This window comes from Bacillus sp. N5-665 (assembly GCF_022637375.2).
Taxonomy (GTDB): domain Bacteria; phylum Bacillota; class Bacilli; order Bacillales; family Bacillaceae_G; genus Bacillus_A; species Bacillus_A wiedmannii.
Genome location: NZ_CP093325.1, coordinates 216,967 through 235,667, shown reverse-complemented (window position 1 = coordinate 235,667; position 18,701 = coordinate 216,967). Strand labels below are relative to the sequence as shown.

Annotated in this window: 16 protein-coding genes; all 16 read right to left on the bottom strand. The window is 32.2% G+C overall.

What is annotated here, in order from left to right:
* Positions 1–170: 170 nt before the first annotated feature.
* Positions 171–1,337: a nucleotide sugar dehydrogenase gene (locus MNO09_RS03415; RefSeq protein WP_088107492.1), complete on the bottom strand. Its 1,167-nt coding sequence runs from the start codon at positions 1,335–1,337 to the stop codon at positions 171–173.
* Positions 1,338–1,342: 5 nt separating this feature from the next.
* The gene (locus MNO09_RS03410) at positions 1,343–2,254 is read right to left on the bottom strand and encodes a glycosyltransferase (RefSeq protein WP_088107493.1); all 912 of its coding nucleotides are present in this window, start codon (positions 2,252–2,254) and stop codon (positions 1,343–1,345) included.
* 28 nt (positions 2,255–2,282) lie between these two features.
* A complete protein-coding gene (locus tag MNO09_RS03405; RefSeq protein ID WP_088107494.1) occupies positions 2,283–3,626 on the bottom strand; it encodes a flippase in 1,344 nt (447 codons plus the stop codon).
* Between the two features lie 15 nt (positions 3,627–3,641).
* On the bottom strand, positions 3,642–4,901 hold the full coding sequence (locus tag MNO09_RS03400; RefSeq protein ID WP_064476133.1) for a glycosyltransferase family 4 protein: 1,260 nt from the start codon (positions 4,899–4,901) through the stop codon (positions 3,642–3,644).
* Positions 4,902–5,154: 253 nt separating this feature from the next.
* Positions 5,155–6,396: a glycosyltransferase gene (locus tag MNO09_RS03395; protein WP_088107495.1), complete on the bottom strand. Its 1,242-nt coding sequence runs from the start codon at positions 6,394–6,396 to the stop codon at positions 5,155–5,157.
* A 76-nt stretch (positions 6,397–6,472) separates the two neighbouring features.
* Positions 6,473–7,552 (bottom strand): glycosyltransferase, encoded by a 1,080-nt coding sequence (locus MNO09_RS03390; RefSeq protein ID WP_088107496.1) that lies wholly within the window; start codon positions 7,550–7,552, stop codon positions 6,473–6,475.
* Positions 7,553–7,991: 439 nt separating this feature from the next.
* The gene (gene wecB / locus MNO09_RS03385) at positions 7,992–9,116 is read right to left on the bottom strand and encodes a non-hydrolyzing UDP-N-acetylglucosamine 2-epimerase (RefSeq protein WP_048560309.1); all 1,125 of its coding nucleotides are present in this window, start codon (positions 9,114–9,116) and stop codon (positions 7,992–7,994) included.
* 3 nt (positions 9,117–9,119) lie between these two features.
* The gene (locus MNO09_RS03380; RefSeq protein ID WP_088107497.1) at positions 9,120–10,229 is read right to left on the bottom strand and encodes a capsular polysaccharide biosynthesis protein CapF; all 1,110 of its coding nucleotides are present in this window, start codon (positions 10,227–10,229) and stop codon (positions 9,120–9,122) included.
* A gap of 15 nt (positions 10,230–10,244) precedes the next feature.
* Entirely contained in the window at positions 10,245–11,285 is a 1,041-nt protein-coding gene (locus MNO09_RS03375) for a polysaccharide biosynthesis protein (RefSeq protein ID WP_048560307.1), read from the bottom strand.
* 20 nt (positions 11,286–11,305) lie between these two features.
* On the bottom strand, positions 11,306–12,517 hold the full coding sequence (locus tag MNO09_RS03370) for a glycosyltransferase family 4 protein (RefSeq protein ID WP_088107498.1): 1,212 nt from the start codon (positions 12,515–12,517) through the stop codon (positions 11,306–11,308).
* Between the two features lie 3 nt (positions 12,518–12,520).
* Entirely contained in the window at positions 12,521–13,138 is a 618-nt protein-coding gene (locus MNO09_RS03365) for an acetyltransferase (RefSeq protein WP_064476129.1), read from the bottom strand.
* Complete coding sequence (locus tag MNO09_RS03360) at positions 13,135–13,779, bottom strand: sugar transferase (protein ID WP_088107499.1); 645 nt, start codon at positions 13,777–13,779, stop codon at positions 13,135–13,137. The genes MNO09_RS03365 and MNO09_RS03360 overlap by 4 nt, the downstream gene beginning before the upstream one ends.
* Complete coding sequence (locus MNO09_RS03355; protein ID WP_048560358.1) at positions 13,779–14,894, bottom strand: DegT/DnrJ/EryC1/StrS family aminotransferase; 1,116 nt, start codon at positions 14,892–14,894, stop codon at positions 13,779–13,781. The genes MNO09_RS03360 and MNO09_RS03355 overlap by 1 nt, the downstream gene beginning before the upstream one ends.
* Positions 14,895–14,916: 22 nt before the next feature.
* Positions 14,917–16,728 (bottom strand): polysaccharide biosynthesis protein, encoded by a 1,812-nt coding sequence (locus MNO09_RS03350; protein ID WP_088107500.1) that lies wholly within the window; start codon positions 16,726–16,728, stop codon positions 14,917–14,919.
* Between the two features lie 76 nt (positions 16,729–16,804).
* Positions 16,805–17,671, bottom strand: coding sequence for a UTP--glucose-1-phosphate uridylyltransferase BpsC (gene bpsC, locus MNO09_RS03345; protein ID WP_088107501.1), 867 nt, complete (start codon positions 17,669–17,671; stop codon positions 16,805–16,807).
* Between the two features lie 240 nt (positions 17,672–17,911).
* Positions 17,912–18,679: a tyrosine-protein phosphatase gene (locus MNO09_RS03340; RefSeq protein ID WP_088107502.1), complete on the bottom strand. Its 768-nt coding sequence runs from the start codon at positions 18,677–18,679 to the stop codon at positions 17,912–17,914.
* Positions 18,680–18,701: the final 22 nt, after the last annotated feature.

Sequence of the window (18,701 nt, the reverse complement as noted above, 5' to 3'; positions counted from 1 at the left end):
TATTGAAGATCTATTATAAAAGGGCTAAAAATCTATATAAATGAGTTGCCTTGTCACTTTCTTATTCTATAGAAGCTAAACATTTGATTTGTAAACCTTATGTGAATATGTTTTTTATTACTTAATTCACATTTCAAAATTATAATTCATTTATATAACTTCTTAACCTTTTAATCTCTACTAAATAAATCTCTTGTATACACTTTATCTACTACTTCACGTAAGCCATCAGATAGTCTATTAGCTACAATTACATCACTTACCCTCTTAAAAACATCGAAGTCATTTATTACTCTAGAATTATAAAATTTCTCTTCATGAAGAGTTGGTTCATATACAACTACTTCAATCCCTTTTGCTTTAATACGCTTCATAATCCCTTGAACAGCTGATTGTCTAAAATTATCTGAATCCATTTTCATAGTAAGTCTATATATACCTACAATCTTAGGATTCTTCTGTATAATCATTTCTGCAATATGATCTTTTCTTGTTCTATTCGCATCAACAATTGCTGTCATTATATTATTAGGAACATCGGCATAATTTGCCAATAGTTGTTTTGTATCTTTAGGTAAGCAATATCCACCATAACCAAAAGATGGATTATTATAATGACTACCTATTCGTGAATCTAGTCCAACCCCATCGATTATTTGTTGTGTATCTAATCCTCTTACTTCTGCATATGAATCTAGTTCATTAAAGAAAGCTACCCTCATCGCTAAATACGTATTAGCAAATAATTTAATGGCTTCTGCTTCAGTTGGATTTGTAAATAATACATGAATATCATCTTTAGTAGCTCCTTGAACTAATAAATCAGCAAATACCATTGCCCTCTCCGATTGTTCACCAACAATTATACGCGAAGGATATAAATTATCGTATAAAGCTTTTCCCTCTCTTAAAAACTCTGGTGAAAAAATAATATTCTCCGTTTCAAATTTCTCTCTTACCTTCTCTGTATACCCTACTGGAACTGTTGATTTAATTATCATTATTGCTTCCGGATTTATAGATAAAACATTAGCAATCACAGCTTCGACGGTTCTTGTATTAAAATAGTTCTTATCCGAATCATAATTTGTTGGCGTTGCAATGATGACATACTCTGCATCCTTAAATGCTTTATAATTATCTGTGGTGGCAACTAAATTTAAATCTTTGTTTGCTAAAAATTCTTCAATCTCATTATCCATAATTGGAGATTTTCTATTATTAATCATATCTACTTTTTCTTGAATAATATCAAGTGCTATTACCTCATTATATTGAGCTAATAAGATTGCATTAGATAAGCCTACATAACCTGTTCCTGCTATTGTGATTTTCATCCTAATCACATCCTCAATAACTTTTTTATAAAACGTTTTGGTTTAATTAAATAATATTGTAAACTGGAACCATAATGATTTTGAAAATTCTTCAGTATTTCCTGGTTTAAATCTGGATCATCAAAGCTACATTTTGTAATATTTTTATCGATTTCTACATTATAATGAGCTGTAATTCCACTATGTGTTCCAGAACCATCTAATCCAATATTTTTCACTCGGGACTTGACTGGATATACAGTGAGTAGATTCCTTTTTGATTGAGTATAGCACCAACGGATTGCCCATGAATCTATAATTCCTTCCATTTGGGAATCCAACATATTCGCCATATCTCTTCCACCGCGATTAAATCGATTTTTCAAACGTCTGCTCGATTTAAATTCTACGTAATCTTTTACATCCCAATCCACTTGATCCCATCTATTCTTCCATGTTGCCCACCCCCAACTACATCCTCTATAAGAGTAATAAATCTCACTCTTATAATCCTTTGGAAATGCAATTGGTATATTATATCCACTAATTGACCATACCTTTTCTAAATTACAATAGTAATCCAACGCATCATTCATATAAGTTAAAAAATCAGGTGCTGTTATTAAATCATCTTCTAAAACAATTATTTTTCCATACTTACTAATAATTTCACTAACTCCATTAATTACCGATTTGGCTAATCCCTTATTTGCCTCGGATTTCGTAATCGTAAACGACTTGAAATATTTTTTTTCTTCAATACTATCTATATAATCTCGTACTACTTTCACTTTTTCTACTGATTCTTCATTTTTAGCTGCATCAGAAAAAATAAAGATATTAGATTCTCTTGCTAATTCATTCTTTGATAAAGCTTCAATTGTTTGTATTGTGTGTTCAGGTCTATTGTAAACAAAAATTATCACCGGAGCTAACATTCAGTGACCTCCATTATTTAAATATAATTTATAGTTTTCTTACATTAAATAAATATTTAGGGGAAAATGCCTTTATAATCATGATACTAGATATTCGTGTTTTTTTAAAAAATGCTAACACAAAGATATTTGCAAAAGCTTGGGCTATAAGGGTTGCAAAAGCCGCCCCAAAACCACCATAATTAGGTATTAATAGATAATTTAGTCCTACATTTATTATCAACCCTGCAGAAGTATAAAGTAATGTATACTTCTGTAAGTTTTCAACTAATAGCCAAATTGAACGTGCAGATCCTAATGTTGCAAAAGTACCTGCCCATACGCTTATTGTAACTATATTTGCTGCATGTTTATATTCGTGACCATATAAAATAGCCACAATAAGATCCGAAAATAAAATCATACATATTCCAAATGCTATTCCAATCCATGCCACAATTGAATACAAGGTTTGCATAGAATTAATATAACTATTGTGAGACTGCAACTTTTTCTTCATAATAATAGGTTGAAATGATGTAATAACAGCTAAAGGTACAAAATACCACATGCTTGCAATTTGTGTTGCAGCCGAGTACATACCTAATTCCTTCTTGTTCGTCAGCATAGAACCCAACATAACCTTGTCGATTTGCATATAAAGAGTGACCATCAATCCTGAAAGAATCAAATACCAACTTTTTGATAATACTTTTTTTGCATATTGAAATTTAAATTTCCATTTCGTATGAGATGTTCGATTTTTAAAATATGCAATAACTAGTGCTATGCCTACAATCAATGCATCAGATGTATAAATGAGAGCTAGGTGCATTAAATTCCCATTAAAAAACACAAAAGCAATTTTAAGTAATGCAGAAAACACATACGCTCCCATACGAATCAATGAAGATATTTTCGACTTTTGATACGCTTGTATCCAATACTCAATAACCTCTAATGATTTAATTATCATGGTAAATGACATAATCATTACAAGTAAATGTATCAGCGGCTCATTTGGTGCTAACATCCGAACACTTATACTAGCCAAAAATACTACAACAATACCACCTAGTACTCTCAAAATTAACGACGTATAAAGTATCGTTCCCTCTTCTTCTTCTTGGTGCAAAATCGATTTTACGGATAATGTTTCTAAACCTAATGTGGATAATGCGGTAAACAACGTAACAAAGGCCAAAGCATAATTGTATAACCCATAATTTTCAGGTCCTAGATACCTAGCTACCAATGCCATTACAAATACACCAATAACCATATTAAACACTTTGTCGCCAACTAGCCAGCTTGCATTACCAATAATCTTTGCAGCAACTTCGTTTCCCTTTATACGTTTATACGATAGTGCAATAATATTTTTAACTTTCAATGCCTATACCTTCTTTTATAAAATATCTTCATATATATCTATTAGACGTTTCACGTTTTTTACAGGATCATGTGTTTTTAAAGCATGCGCTCTTGAATTGTAAGAAAAATCCAAAGCCAATTTTTCATTTTCAAATATTTCACATACATAATGCGCTAGCATATAAGGGGCATCGGTTTGATATACAAATCCTTCTTCTTTATGCTTTAACATATCTGACACACCACCGACATCTGAAGCAACACAGGGAACCCCTAATATCATTGCTTCACCCAAAGAATTCGGACTATTTTCAATAGATGATGGACAAACAAATACATTTGACCGTAGATATCTTGCGCACATTTGTTTTTCATTTAATAATCCAGTAAAAATAATTTTATCTTGCAGATTATATTTTCTAATTAACTCTTTAATATATTTCCCATAAGATGAAATTTTCATCTTTTCTTTCAAAGTTTCGGATTTTGTTATATCCATACCGCCAATATATAACTTTGTATTAGGAAATCTCTTTAATATCAAATGCATTGCTTCAATCATAAAATGAAGACCCTTTATAGGATAAGACCCTTGACTTAAAAAAATAGAATTCCTTTCTATTTTTTCTATGTTCCACCGATGTTTATAAAACTCTTCTCTTAATGTCTCATCACAATGATGATAAATTACATCGGGGTTTACCTGAGTAGAACATGCTTTATCCCAAGTAGTTCTACCCATAACATGTCTTACTTTCCTCAATGCCTCAATTTCAAATTTCCCACGTTTAATAAATCCTCGTTGCTGCTTTTTAATATTATCTCGTTTTAATAAATCCCTAAAAGTATACCTATTTTGTACCTTTACAGGTAGAGATAATGTATAGTGTTTGGCATAAATAGATACTAGACCTTGGATAGATATCACCGTCTTAATATCTTTCTTTTGACAAACATTTATCATCGAAAGCGTATGAGTAAATTCAGTACCAAAAATATGAACGATGTCAGGCTTACATTCTTCTATAACTTTCTCTAGATATTGGTTATTCCTGATTTCGTTTACATCACTACTATTAACGGCGGGGAATATATAGTATTCAATTTTATCCCCGCGTAATAACTTCACATCATTAATTCTGTTATTTGGAGATGCAACAGAAAGTAACACACCATCAGTCGACGAAAGTGTTGTAGATGCATTAATGAGCCATCCCCCAAAAGGAAGCACTTCCTCATTCAGAAGTAAACTAACTTCTGGAAGAGGGATGTTTGTAAGCCACAGTATTTTCATATATAAAACTCTCCTTGCCCCTTCACTCTAATTAACTACAGATTAAATTAAACAGTTTGAATCTAAAAATTAAAATATTACTTATAATTTATTAATAATGATTACTACTAAAAAACAGCGTATATCCCTTTAATATTATAGCCAATGCTCCGAAGGATTCAGAATAATTTTTCTAAAACAAGTGATATAAGGAAATTTAGGATTCTAAATACCTTACTAATTCGAATGTATTTCATTCCAAATAATACAAATATTAGATTTTCTTAGATATTGTACTATTTTCAATTATGATGTTAAGAAAATCTAAAATCTTTTTCGTTTGAACCGTACTATTTTTATTTTTTAAAATAAATATTCTGGCCCCCTCAGTTAACTGGTTTATTTTTTCATTTGGAGTCGATAATACCTCCTCAACCGCTTGTCGAATTGAATTGATGTCGCTATTATTTATAGAATAAATGTATTTACTATATTCTTCTGGTATACATTTTAATTTTGTGGTTAAAAATGGCGTCCCTGAAACCATATATTCAAATGTTTTCGAGGGAAAAGAATACATGGTATATTCATCAGCTGGGTTTCTTGCATTAATTAGTAACGAAGCTTTTTTTTCATATTCAAAAACTTTCGCTCGTGGTTGAAAACCAAAATATTTAACTCTATGATCTTTTAACGATAGATTTTCTATATATTCCTTCATATCCCCATCACCAAAAAGCCAAAGTTCAAGGTCACTGTCCTCTATTTGTTCAAACGCATCTAAAATATTTTTAACTCCATATTCAAAAGCCAATGTGCCTGCATACATAATAGCCTTACTCTTAGGCACTTTAGACAAATCTAAATCGTTATTAAAAATACCTTCCATGATTATATACGGCTTACTGGAAGTATTTACTTTTTCTTTCATTGGCTCAGCAAAGAGAACATAACCATCGTAGCTATGTTCAATAAAACTGACTAATTTCACATAATATGATAGTAACATTTTCTTAATCCAATGCATTTCCTTTTGTCTCTTAGTATTCATTACATCACTTGAAAGATCTGTAAAAACATTTACTCGCTTTATTCTGAATAGCTTAGAAACTACATAAACCCCTAGAGACAGCGGTGTATAATTAAATGGTGTTAGAATAATTTTATCTTTATCATTAAAGTTTTTTATTCCCCATTTCAACGTTAAGAACATGCCTTGAAATAAAGAATATAACTCTTTAATGATTGGCAAATTAAAATTAGATAAATACTTTACTATATATTTATTATTTAATTGCCTTTTTCTTTTCTTAAAATATAAGAATTTCCCTCTTGGATAATATTGTTCTTGATAAAGATAATTTATATCCATATCAACATCTTGATTCTGAGAGAAACCACTTACTAATGCTTTCTCAAAAGAATATTGTGCAATACGGGAAGGTTCTCTTTTCGTACTAGATATTGATTCAAGCCATTCTTCGTCACAAAGACTACCAAAATATAAAATTTTCATTTTCTACACCTATAAGATTAGTTTTTTATAAATTTCAATATCATTTTTACAATTACTTGACAACTTTTCTATTTATCTAGTTGTTAAGTAAAATATCAATTAATAGTTTTGTTTTGTTATTTTTATATTGAACCTCACGTAAATTATTGTATTCCCTCTGTTTTTGAAGATATTGACACATTAATACACTCAATTCTTTTGAATTAAATGCATCAAAGAAACCTACGTTTTCATACCCTTCAAGTATCTCCTTTGCAAAGGGTGTATCGGCCGCAAGTATAACCCCTTGACACATCCTTACTTCAAGTAAAGGCATACCAAAGGTTTCAATATAGGAGGGGAACAACAAAATTGACTTAGCATATGCTTCAAAAACTTCTTCCCTTGTTTTCAATCCTTCAAAACGAATAGGTAATTTTTCATTTTGTATTATCTTATTCAAATCTACAATATCTTGATTCTCTGTTCCATTTAATGTAAATACAACTTCGTAATCTACGTTCGTTACTTTTTTTAAATGCTGACAAGCTTCTACAATAACCCTATGATTTTTATACGCACTTTCACTAGCGGGATAAAAAAAGGTTCTTAACGCCTTCGTATTAGGTTCAAAATATTTATTTATTTCTACATTAATAGTTGGTGGTATAACTTCAATTTTATTTTCTTCAATTCGAGCTTTTTCTATGCAAGCTTTTTTCATCCATTGGGTCTGAACAATAACATGCTTTGCTTTTTTTATTGAACTAATTATATTGCGCCCTATTATATTTTGATATACCCAGAATCTTTTATTCTCTTTAATTGAAAATTTATAATCCACAAATGGTAAAGGTTGATGCACATAAAGAATCTGCTCACATTTTATGCGCGGAATTGTAATATTTTGAAATGAAAGTACCTTATCCACTTTATATTTTTTCACCAACTTTGGTGCTATAACTTGATCAAAATAAAAACGGTGCCCCCAACTTTTCTTAATCCATGGAAATTGTAGTACCTTTATATTATCTGTTTCCTCTAATTTAGGCGTACTTAGTACAAAAAACCAATTAACATTTTTTTCTTTACTTTCAACTACTTCATTATAAAAATCATTTAAGATGGATAATGCTCCTCCACTTTCTGCTGGAACATCAAAAACCATAATGTTCATATTTTTATTCCTTTCTCTAAACAAAATTGTTAAAAATTTTAAAGAAATCCTTAACAATATTCACAAGCTTTACATATACTATTTCATCTTATCTTAATAACTATTCATTGAATAAAACTTGTTATTACTCTCTCACGTAGCTCTATACAACTCAACGTGCTCTATAAACACCAAAATAATTTTATAAAAGTATTAAACCTTATAATACTTTTACATTTATTTTTTATATGTTAAATAGAGAATACAATCAACTTATAATGATAGTAATTGTATTCTCTATTAGTAAAACTGAGATGAAGTTAATTACTGCCTACATACACAAAAAGATATCGCTTAACTAAAAATAGAGATATAAGTAGCTTATATTACTCCACATTTATTGACTGATATTATTTTGTATCAAAAGTGATCATTTTAGGTTATAAAAAATTTATTAATTTTACTTTCCCCAAACAACTCTATTAACATAGTCTGTATATGAAAGAATTATTCTAAGTACCTTATCTGATACATTTGGCATACTGTAATCCCCTACAAGTCTTAATGTATTTTTCTCTTGAGTTTCTAGTACTTCTAATCCTTGGAGAATACGCTCTTTTCCTAAACCAACCATCATAACAGCTGCTTCCTCCATTGCCTCTGGTCTTTCATGAGCTTGTCTAATATTGAGCGCCTTAAAACCAAGAACCGAGGATTCTTCACTAATGGTACCACTGTCACTAAGAACTGTTTTCGATTTAGTTTGGAGCTTCACATAATCATTAAACCCTAATGGTTTTAAGGTTCTTACTAACGGATTAAATTTAACTCCTTTTGTATCAATCATATTTTTAGTTCTCGGATGTGTACTTACAATTACAGGCATGTTATATTTCTCTGCAATTGCATTTAGACTATCTACTAAATCAAAGAAATTAGTTTCTGAATTAATATTTTCTTCCCTATGCGTAGACACTACAAAATATTTATCCTCTTCCAACTCTAATCTTTCTAATATATCTGAGTTCTCAATATCATCTTTCCTTGAATTTAGAACTTCAAACATTGGACTTCCTGTTTTAATAACCCTGTCTGCCGACATTCCTTCTCGTAATAAATATTCCCTTGCAATATCACTGTAAGTTAAATTAATATCAGCTGTATGATCTACGATTTTTCTATTAGTTTCTTCAGGTACCCTCTGATCGAAACATCTATTCCCTGCTTCCATATGGAAAATTGGAATATGTCTTCTTTTAGCTGCAATAGCACATAAGCAACTATTTGTATCGCCTAGAACTAAAAGTGCATCTGGTTTAACTTCCTCCATAATAGGATCAATCTTCACCAATATATTCCCAATGGTTTCTACCGCAGTCCCAGTTGCTGCATTTAAAAAATGATCTGGTTTCTTCAATTTAAAGTCATTAAAAAATACTTCGTTTAATTCATAATCATAATTTTGGCCTGTATGAACGAGAATATGTTCTATCGATTTTGATTCTTCTAGTTTATTTATCACAGCTGATAGCCTTATGATCTCTGGTCTAGTACCTACAACTGTCATAACTTTTAATTTTTCCATTAACTATACCTCCAAAAAATAAGTATCTGGTCTTTCTGGATCAAAACATTCGTTTACCCACATTACTGTAACGAGATCGTTTTCTCCTACATTTACAATTGAATGTGTATATCCAACCGGTATATCAACAACTTGTAATTTTTCTCCACTCACTCGATATTCAATAATATCATCTGAATCTATTTTTCTAAATCGAATTAAACCTTCACCACTCACTACTAAAAACTTCTCATTTTTAGTGTGATGCCAATGATTCCCTTTGGTAATTCCTGATTTTGATATATTTATAGAAACTTGCCCGCGCTCTGGTGTTCTAATAAACTCTGTAAATGAACCTCTATGATCACTGTGCATTTTTAAATCGTATGAAAATTTATCCTTTGGTAAAAAACTTAAATATGTACTATAAAGTTTTTTAGTTAGGGCATCTCCCATATTTGAAATACTTAAATTTTCTCTACCTTCTTTAAAACTTTTTATCACATTAGCTAACTCGCCAAGTTTAATATTATGCGTTACAGGCACAAAACAATAATCATCCTGTATAGTTGGGGTATGATTTAAAGCTTTGAAAAATTCCTCTAATACATCATCTATATAGCAAAGATTCAGTTCTACATCTGGATCATTCACTTGAATATCTAACCCTCTAGCAATATTATGACAAAATGTAGCTACCACCGTATTGTAATTAGGCTTACTCCATTTTCCAAATAAATTAGGTAGTCTATATACATAAGCTTTAGCACCAGTTTCTTTAGAGTAATTGAATAGTGCCTCTTCACCAACTTTTTTACTTTTTCCATAAGGATTATTATTTTCTGCCTGAATGGAAGAAGTAATAAGTACAGGGACCTTATCACCTTGCTCTTTTAATAAGTTTAGCAATTGAGATGTAAACCCAGCATTTCCTTCCATAAATTCGTTTTCATCCTTAGGTCTATTCACACCAGCTAAATGGAAAACAAAATCACATTCCCTCGTATACCTTTCAAGTAATGTAATATTATCTTCTCTAGAAAATTCGAATATATCTTTATACCCCTGATTTTTAAGTTCGGCAACAAGGTTTTTTCCAAGGAAGCCCTTTGCACCTGTAACAAGAATTTTCATTGGTTATCCCGCCCTCTAATTCATTGAATAAATATTCGTCTTATTCCATTCCTCAAGTTCTTTTTTTACATAATCTAATTCTAATAATTTTTCTTTAATTTGCTCAATATCAAGGATTTGTGTATTATCTGAATTATATTCTCCAACAGTAGTAAGTTTTTGATTTCCTTCTGCAAAATACTTATCATAGTTAAGATCTCTTCGATCCGCAGGAACCCTAAAGAAACCTCCTAAATCTTCCGCTACCACGTATTCTTCCTTCGTTAATAATGTCTCATAACGCTTCTCTCCGTGGCGTGTACCAATTACTTTAATTTCATTATCAACATTAAATAATTCCTTTACAGCTTGAGCAAGATCACCAATGGTACTTGCAGGAGATTTTTGGACCATAATATCCCCAGCTACAGCATTTTGAAATGCAAATACTACTAATTCTACTGCCTCTTCTAAGCTCATCAGGAATCTTGTCATATTAGGATCAGTCACAGTTAAGGGGTGGCCCGCTTTAATTTGTTCTATAAATAGTGGAATAACTGATCCACGTGAAGCCATAACATTACCATATCTCGTACCACAAATAAGTGTGTTCTCTGGAGATACTGTTTTTGATTTTGCCACAAACACTTTTTCCATCATCGCTTTCGAAATACCCATAGCATTGATTGGATAAGCCGCTTTATCTGTAGATAAGCAGATAACTTTCTTCACATCATATTCTATAGAAGCCGTCAGTACATTATCCGTACCTATAATGTTAGTCTTAACTGCTTCTAATGGAAAAAATTCACATGAAGGAACCTGTTTTAATGCAGCTGCATGAAAAACATAATCTACACCATGCATGGCATTTTTAACACTTGCTAAATCTCTTACATCCCCTAAATAAAATTTCAATTTGTCATTGCTATAAAGTTTTCTCATATCATCCTGTTTTTTTTCATCGCGTGAGAAAATACGAATCTCTTTTATATCAGTATCTAAAAATCTTTCCATTACTGCATTACCAAAAGAACCTGTACCGCCTGTTATTAATAAAGTTTTATCCTTAAACATATTAATTGCCTCTTTTCTTATTATTTGAAATGATTCATTATTATTTCATACGAGTTTCTTGCTGTATAATTAGCCTCTAAATATCTCCTAGCATTAATTCCCATAGATTTTCTCAATTCCCTGTTACACATCTGATTTAGCTTTTCATTGAAACTCTCATTATTACTACTTTCACACCACAGACCAAATCCACCGTCTTCAATAATCTCTCCAATATCCGTATTTATATCAGTTGCTGCTAAAATAGGCATCGAAGCTTGCATATATGACAGAATTCTTGAAGGGAAGTTAGGTATTGTAAATCTTCTATCAAGAAATATTAATCCAACGTCACACGAATTTGCTAGAATATCATACTCATCTTTTGGCAGTTGAGAAAATAATTGTGTATTAGTTAAATTTTCGTTATTAATGCATGTTTTTAGTTTAAGGAATTCCGTCCCCGCTCCAACTATAATAAAGTGAACTTGATTATTATTTTTATTACCTTTGAGACACTCTATTAAAAAGTCAATTCCTTGTGGCTTCCCAAGATTTCCTCCATAAATAAAGACCGTTTTATCAATTGGTATCTTATATTTAGCCTTAACTTCATTACTCTTTCTTACATCCTTTTTTACACTTAAAGGTTCTATGCTATTTGGACATACTTCAACAATATCAGGAGATATTTCAGGATTATTTTTTAATAAGAAATTCACGTTAGCTTGTGACATGCATCCAATATAATTTGAGATGCTATACAACTTTTTTTCCTTATTCCTAAAATATTTATAAAGTAAACTCCCAATCCCCTTTTTCTTTATCATACCTAAATCTACTGCATTTTGAGGGAAAATATCTTTTAGCAATAAATATGTTTTTGCATTGTCTCTTTTTTGTACGTATTCAACCGCCTTTTGAAGCGTTATTGGCGGTGTTGAATATAACACTAAATCAAATTTAACATCTGAAAAGTAATTTTTAATACCTTTTAGAAATTTAGATTCCAAGGTTAAAGTTGAAATACCCTTTTCAATCATATTAGTTTTTTGAATATTACCGATTTGTAGTTTTAATATTTTACAATTTCCCGTATCAATCAACTTGTTTTTTTGCTGTTTTCTCTTTTCAGTCGGAGAAATAACATAGACGTTACTCCCATTATTTGTAAATTCCCGCATCAAATCAGTATATATGCCCTTTTCTTTAATCGTTGAAAAATCTAGAAGTGTTAAAAACAAGACATTCATACATTAAACTCTCCTTACCGGAACCCCTACATAAGTTCTAGATTCAGTTATATCTCTAATTACCACAGCTCCTGCACCAATTTTACAGCTATGTGTAATATTTATATTATTACTTACTACACTACCAATTCCCAGCCAAGTACCTCTTCCAACTTTCACCGTCCCGGCTAAATGTGCCCCCGGTGATATATGAACATAGTCCTCAATTACATTGTCGTGATCTACTGTGGAAGCAGTATTAATAATGCACCCTTTCCCGATTTTAGTACAACAGTTAATTACAGCTCCTGCCATAACTACAGTACCTGCTTCCAAATAAACCTGTTCTCCAATAGTTGCGCTCGGATGAATTAATACCGGGATACTCGCCTCTTCAGCTTCAAGTTGTCCCTGTATCTTCTCTCGTATGGCATTATTACCAATTCCAACAAAAAAATCGTAATCATCTATATACTTTGAGATGCTTGCTGATTTATCAATTATTTCTATTCCCATTGAAGATTTTACATTTTCGTTATCATCTAAAAAAGCAATACTCTTCCATTTATTCATTTTCAGTGCAATATCAGCTATGACTTTTCCATGGCCACTAGCCCCTATTATAAGGAGTTTCTCTTTCATAACTTTATACCTCCTTTTCCATTCCCTTTAAATGGTTCCATTGTAGCAGCAGTTTCTGAATTAATCCCTTCTCTAATAAAAACCTTCTTAATTGTTAAAAGAATAATCTTCCAATCTGTAGTGAAACTTACATTATCTACATACTCTACATCATAATTAAATTTCTCTTCCCAACTAATAGCATTTCGCCCATTAACTTGCGCTAACCCTGACAATCCAGGCCTAACTTCATGGCGACGCTTTTGATGTTCATTATATAGTGGTAAATACTGAACTAATAAAGGCCTTGGTCCTATAATTGACATATCGCCTTTAAAGATATTAAACAGACCTGGTAACTCATCAAGTGATGTCGAACGTAAAAATTTCCCGAACTTAGTAAGTCTTACACTATCAGGTAGTAGCTCACCGTTTACATTCTTTTCATCTGTCATAGTTCTAAATTTATACATCTTAAAAACAGTTCCATGCACCCCCGGTCGCTCTTGTTTAAATAATACTGGGCTACCCAATTTAGTTTTCACGAGAAAAGCAACCATAAGGAGTACCGGGCTAAGCACTATAATGGCGATTAAAGATAGTATAAAATCCATTGGTCTTTTTATAAATCTTCTATAAATGCCACCTTTAGAACTCTTCATTATGCTAACCACAGTCCTTTAATAATTTTTACGACTCTATGTAAATCTTTATCTGTCATTTTTGTATCACTTGGTAAGCAAACACCATTCTCAAATAGTTTCTCCGATACATCTGTCCCAACGAAATCATATTTTTCAAAGAATGGCTGTAAATGCATTGGCTTCCATACTGGTCTAGATTCAATATTTCCTTTTTCAAGAGCTACCATCACATCAATCGGTCGGATTTTTCCGTTCAGAGTCATAGAACTTAACCAATAATTTGGTTCATTCCATTCATTACTAGGCATAAACTTAATGCCTTCAAGATTTTCTAATTCTCTCTTGTAAAAATTGAATATGTATCTTTTCTTTTGTACTCTCTCGTCTAATACTTTAAGTTGTCCTCTACCGATGCCGGCAACTACATTACTCATACGGTAGTTAAATCCTAGTTCACTATGTTGATAATGTCTTGCTTGATCCCTACTTTGAGTAGCCCAAAATCTTGCCTTTGAAATTTTTTCTTCGCTATCAGACACAAGCATTCCACCGCCGGAAGTCGTAATAATTTTATTACCATTAAAAGAAAAAATACCATAATCTCCAAAAATACCGGTATGTTTACCTTTATAGTACGTCCCTAAAGACTCCGCAGCATCTTCAATTAAAATAACATCATATTTTTTACAAAGCTCAACAATTTTATCCATATCCGCAGAAAGACCGTACAGATGAACTACAATAACCGCCTTTACATTGGGATACTTTTTAAAAGCCTCTTCCAATGCTTTAGGACACATATTCCAAGTTTCATAATCACTATCTATAAAAACAGGAGTAGCATTTTGATAAATAATAGGATTTGCTGTAGCAGAGAAGGTAAGTGTTTGACAAAAAACAACATCCCCCTCTTCTACTCCAGCCGCTTTTAGAGCCAAATGAATTGCTGCCGTTCCAGAAGATAGTGCTGCTGCCGCTTTAGAGCCAACTTTCACCGCTAGTTCTCTTTCAAATCCATTTACATTTTCCCCAAGTGGTGCAATCCAATTTGTATCAAATGCTTCTTTAACATACTCCATCTCATAACCTTCATCACTCATATGTGGTGATGACAGCAATACTCTATCTCCCATTAAAAAAACTTCCTTCCCAAAATCAATTTTCAATACTAACTTTATTATTAGCAATATCTAATAATCTTTCTCGTATTTCCTCTTTACTCATCCACTCAAAATCATTCATAAACCGGCTTAGAATTACTTGATCCATCAAAACTGCTTTTCCTATGTGAATTTTGGGGAATATTTGTTCCGGATGAATTTCTCCTTCATTTAAGAGCTCTTCATACATTTTTTCACCCGGTCTTAATCCAGTAAATTCAATTCCAATTTCTTCAATAGAATAACCTGAAAGAGTAATTAAATTTTCAGCTAAATCCACAATTTTCACTGGCTCACCCATATCTAGTACAAACAATTCTCCACCTCTAGCTAGCGTCCCGGCCTGAATAACTAATCTTGAAGCTTCTGGTATTGTCATAAAGTAACGAATCATATCAGGATGGGTAACTGTTACAGGTCCACCCTTTTGAATTTGTTTCTTAAATAGCGGGATTACACTTCCCCTACTCCCAAGAACGTTACCGAATCTAACTGCAACAAAACGTGTATTAGCACTGACAGATGCCATATGTTGAACAATCATTTCTGCAAATCGTTTTGTAGCTCCCATTACATTGGTAGGATTTACAGCTTTATCCGTTGATACCATAACAAACGTATCTACTTTAAATGTATCTGCTGCTTCTGCGACATTTTTCGTACCGAAAATATTATTTTTCACGGCCTCTTCAGGATTACGTTCCATTAAAGGTACATGCTTATGCGCAGCAGCATGGTATACGATATATGGTTGGTGCTTTTCCATTATTTCAAATATTTTATGTCGATCTTGAACATCCGCAATTTCCGTTGTAATTTCTACGACGTCTTTATAAGTAACTCGCATTTCCATTTCGATATTATAAATACTGTTTTCACCATGTCCTAAAAGCACAATTTTTGCTGGCTTATATTTCATTACTTGACGACAAATTTCTGAACCAATTGATCCACCAGCACCTGTTACTAAAATTGTTTTTCCTGTAATCTTTTCTCCGATTCCTGCATCATCCAGCTTTATTGGTTCTCTTCCTAACAAATCTTCCACTTGCACATCACGGAATTCATTAACAGAAACTTTACCATCTAAAAGATCTTCAAGCATCGGTACAATTTGCGTTTTCGCCTTTGTTTTTCTACACTTCTCAAAAATTTCATTGATTTGGCTTCTATTTAAAGAAGGAATAGCGATAATAATATGTTCAATATCGTTATCTTCTACAATTTCTTGAATATGATTTGTTGTACCAACAACTGGCACATTATAAATCTCCAATTTTTGTTTATTTCTATCATCATCAACAAACGCAATTGGGTACAAGTCAGCTTCCTTATTATGTAGTAACTGTCTTACTACCATATTTCCCGCTGAACCTGCACCAACAATCAATGTTCGTTTTTTATCATTAGCTGTTTTAATATATGTATCACGGAATATACGCCATACAAAGCGAGATCCACCAATTAATAATAAATGTAACATCCATGCAATCGCTAAAATTCGAACATAAATATCATGGTTTACAATTTGTTGAACAATTGCTGTTACAATAATAGAAAGTGTAATTGCCTTAAATATTTGTTTCAGTTCCCCAATACTTGCATATTCCCATGCTTTATTGTAAAGCTTATAAATAGACGCAAAAATGTGATGACTACACAATAATGTAATAGAACTAATAATTACTGTAGCAGGGATTTTGTTTAATACATTTGGGTGTATGAACCAATAACTTAAATATACGGCGGTTAATACAATAAATGAATCTAATAAAATTAATAATGAGAGCCGTTTTCGATAACTCAATATACATGTTCCCTTCTTTATATAATTGACATCTTAATTGATAATAAAAGGACTTGCTTCCCTATGCATGTACCTTTTATCTTTGTACAAGTTCATTCATATACTTCATCAATTCATCTTTCAATTCTTCATGCTGAAGTGCCATCTCAATGGTAGTCTTAATAAAGCCAAACTTCTCCCCAACATCATAACGAGTCCCTTCGAAGTCATATGCAAATACACGTTGAATTTCATTTAATCGTTGAATCGCATCTGTTAATTGAATTTCCCCACCAGCACCTGTTTGTTGATTTTCAAGGAACATAAAGATTTCTGGCGTTAATACATAACGACCCATAATCGCTAAATTTGATGGTGCTGTACCTTGTTCTGGTTTTTCAACAAATTGACGCACTTGATAACGACGTTCATTTTGTTCCATTGGATCGATAATACCGTAACGATGTGTTTCATTTTCAGGTACTGTTTGTACACCAATAACCGAAGACTGTGTACCTTCATATTGGTCCATTAATTGACGTAAACACGGTGTTTCTGCTTGTACAATATCATCACCAAGTAATACCGCAAATGGCTCATTTCCAATAAATTTGCGCGCACACCATACTGCATGGCCAAGCCCTTTTGGCTCTTTTTGTCTTATGTAATGAATATTAATTCTTGAAGAAGCTTGTACTTTCTCAAGCATTTCATGCTTCCCTTTTTCTAAAAGGCTTTGTTCTAATTCAAAGGAATGATCAAAGTGATCTTCAATTGCACGTTTTCCTTTTCCAGTAACAATAATAATATCTTCAATTCCTGATTCTATTGCTTCTTCTACTATGTATTGAATGGTCGGTTTATCGACGATTGGTAACATTTCTTTCGGCATCGCTTTCGTTGCTGGTAAAAATCTTGTCCCCAGACCAGCAGCTGGAATAATTGCCTTTTTTACTTTTTTCAATTATAGACCTCCATATCAGTTTATTCATATGTAACAATAACAAAAACCCTACCTATAGAGTCATGTTTATAACTCCATAGGTAGAGTTTCTATTACAAATAAATTATGGGCATCTAACCCATCCTCACGTCATACTCCCGACGACAAGCGTCTAAGGTAGGTTCGAAATAAAAATTTCTACCCACAGCACGACCGAGTGCCTCCGTTGATAACGGTTAGGAGACATCACCTGTTCTTTATTTAAAAGATGCCAAACAACTTTTTACGACGAATTTGTTCTGGATCTTCTTTATAAATTGCTTTCCCGCTAATTATTAAATACGGATTCTCTCTTAAATCATTCATAACACTTGCGCCAAATTCTTTCTCTATTAGTTCATAGCTTTCTGCTAGATGAAATCCTCTTGATGTTGTATTATGCGCATCTGATGCGATCATATGGGTTAAATTATGTTCCACAAGCTGTAGCGAAAACTTTTTAATTTTTTTACCAAACTTACCTAGTAAACTGCCTGCCGTTACTTGTGTTAATGCACCTTTATTAACAATGTTATATAACTTATCTGGCCGCTCGATTAACTCGGCATTACGTTCGGGATGAACGATAATTGGAATCATTCCTTTTACACGTAGTTCATAAAATAGTTGTTCTGCATAACGAGGTACATGATTAGTTGGAAATTCAATGAATATGTATTTGTTTGTTTCATTTAAAGTAACGATTTTACCAGCTTCATAGTCTTCTAATAAATCACCGTATAACCTGACCTCTTGCCCCGGTAAAATGGTAAGTGGAATATTATGTTGTTGCAGTTCATCATTTAGTTGTTTTACTTGATGAATAATTGAGGTACGTTCATTTATATATTTTCCATTTTGATGGTGTGGTGTTGCGACAATTGTATGAATACCTTCCTCTATTGCCTTTTGTGCCATCACTAAACTATCTGTTACTGTCTGTGCACCGTCATCGATACCAGGTAAAATGTGACAATGTAAATCTATCATTCATTTCATCCTCCCTCATATA

What these genes read in the sequence shown, in the direction of transcription:
- MNO09_RS03415 (WP_088107492.1), bottom strand. Translation starts at nt 1,337, where the DNA reads ATGAAAATCACAATAGCAGGAACAGGTTATGTAGGCTTATCTAATGCA.
- MNO09_RS03410 (WP_088107493.1), bottom strand. Translation starts at nt 2,254, where the DNA reads ATGTTAGCTCCGGTGATAATTTTTGTTTACAATAGACCTGAACACACA.
- MNO09_RS03400 (WP_064476133.1), bottom strand. Translation starts at nt 4,901, where the DNA reads ATGAAAATACTGTGGCTTACAAACATCCCTCTTCCAGAAGTTAGTTTA.
- MNO09_RS03395 (WP_088107495.1), bottom strand. Translation starts at nt 6,396, where the DNA reads ATGAAAATTTTATATTTTGGTAGTCTTTGTGACGAAGAATGGCTTGAA.
- MNO09_RS03390 (WP_088107496.1), bottom strand. Translation starts at nt 7,552, where the DNA reads ATGAACATTATGGTTTTTGATGTTCCAGCAGAAAGTGGAGGAGCATTA.
- wecB (WP_048560309.1), bottom strand. Translation starts at nt 9,116, where the DNA reads ATGGAAAAATTAAAAGTTATGACAGTTGTAGGTACTAGACCAGAGATC.
- MNO09_RS03380 (WP_088107497.1), bottom strand. Translation starts at nt 10,229, where the DNA reads ATGAAAATTCTTGTTACAGGTGCAAAGGGCTTCCTTGGAAAAAACCTT.
- MNO09_RS03375 (WP_048560307.1), bottom strand. Translation starts at nt 11,285, where the DNA reads ATGTTTAAGGATAAAACTTTATTAATAACAGGCGGTACAGGTTCTTTT.
- MNO09_RS03370 (WP_088107498.1), bottom strand. Translation starts at nt 12,517, where the DNA reads ATGAATGTCTTGTTTTTAACACTTCTAGATTTTTCAACGATTAAAGAA.
- MNO09_RS03365 (WP_064476129.1), bottom strand. Translation starts at nt 13,138, where the DNA reads ATGAAAGAGAAACTCCTTATAATAGGGGCTAGTGGCCATGGAAAAGTC.
- MNO09_RS03360 (WP_088107499.1), bottom strand. Translation starts at nt 13,779, where the DNA reads ATGAAGAGTTCTAAAGGTGGCATTTATAGAAGATTTATAAAAAGACCA.
- MNO09_RS03355 (WP_048560358.1), bottom strand. Translation starts at nt 14,894, where the DNA reads ATGGGAGATAGAGTATTGCTGTCATCACCACATATGAGTGATGAAGGT.
- MNO09_RS03340 (WP_088107502.1), bottom strand. Translation starts at nt 18,679, where the DNA reads ATGATAGATTTACATTGTCACATTTTACCTGGTATCGATGACGGTGCA.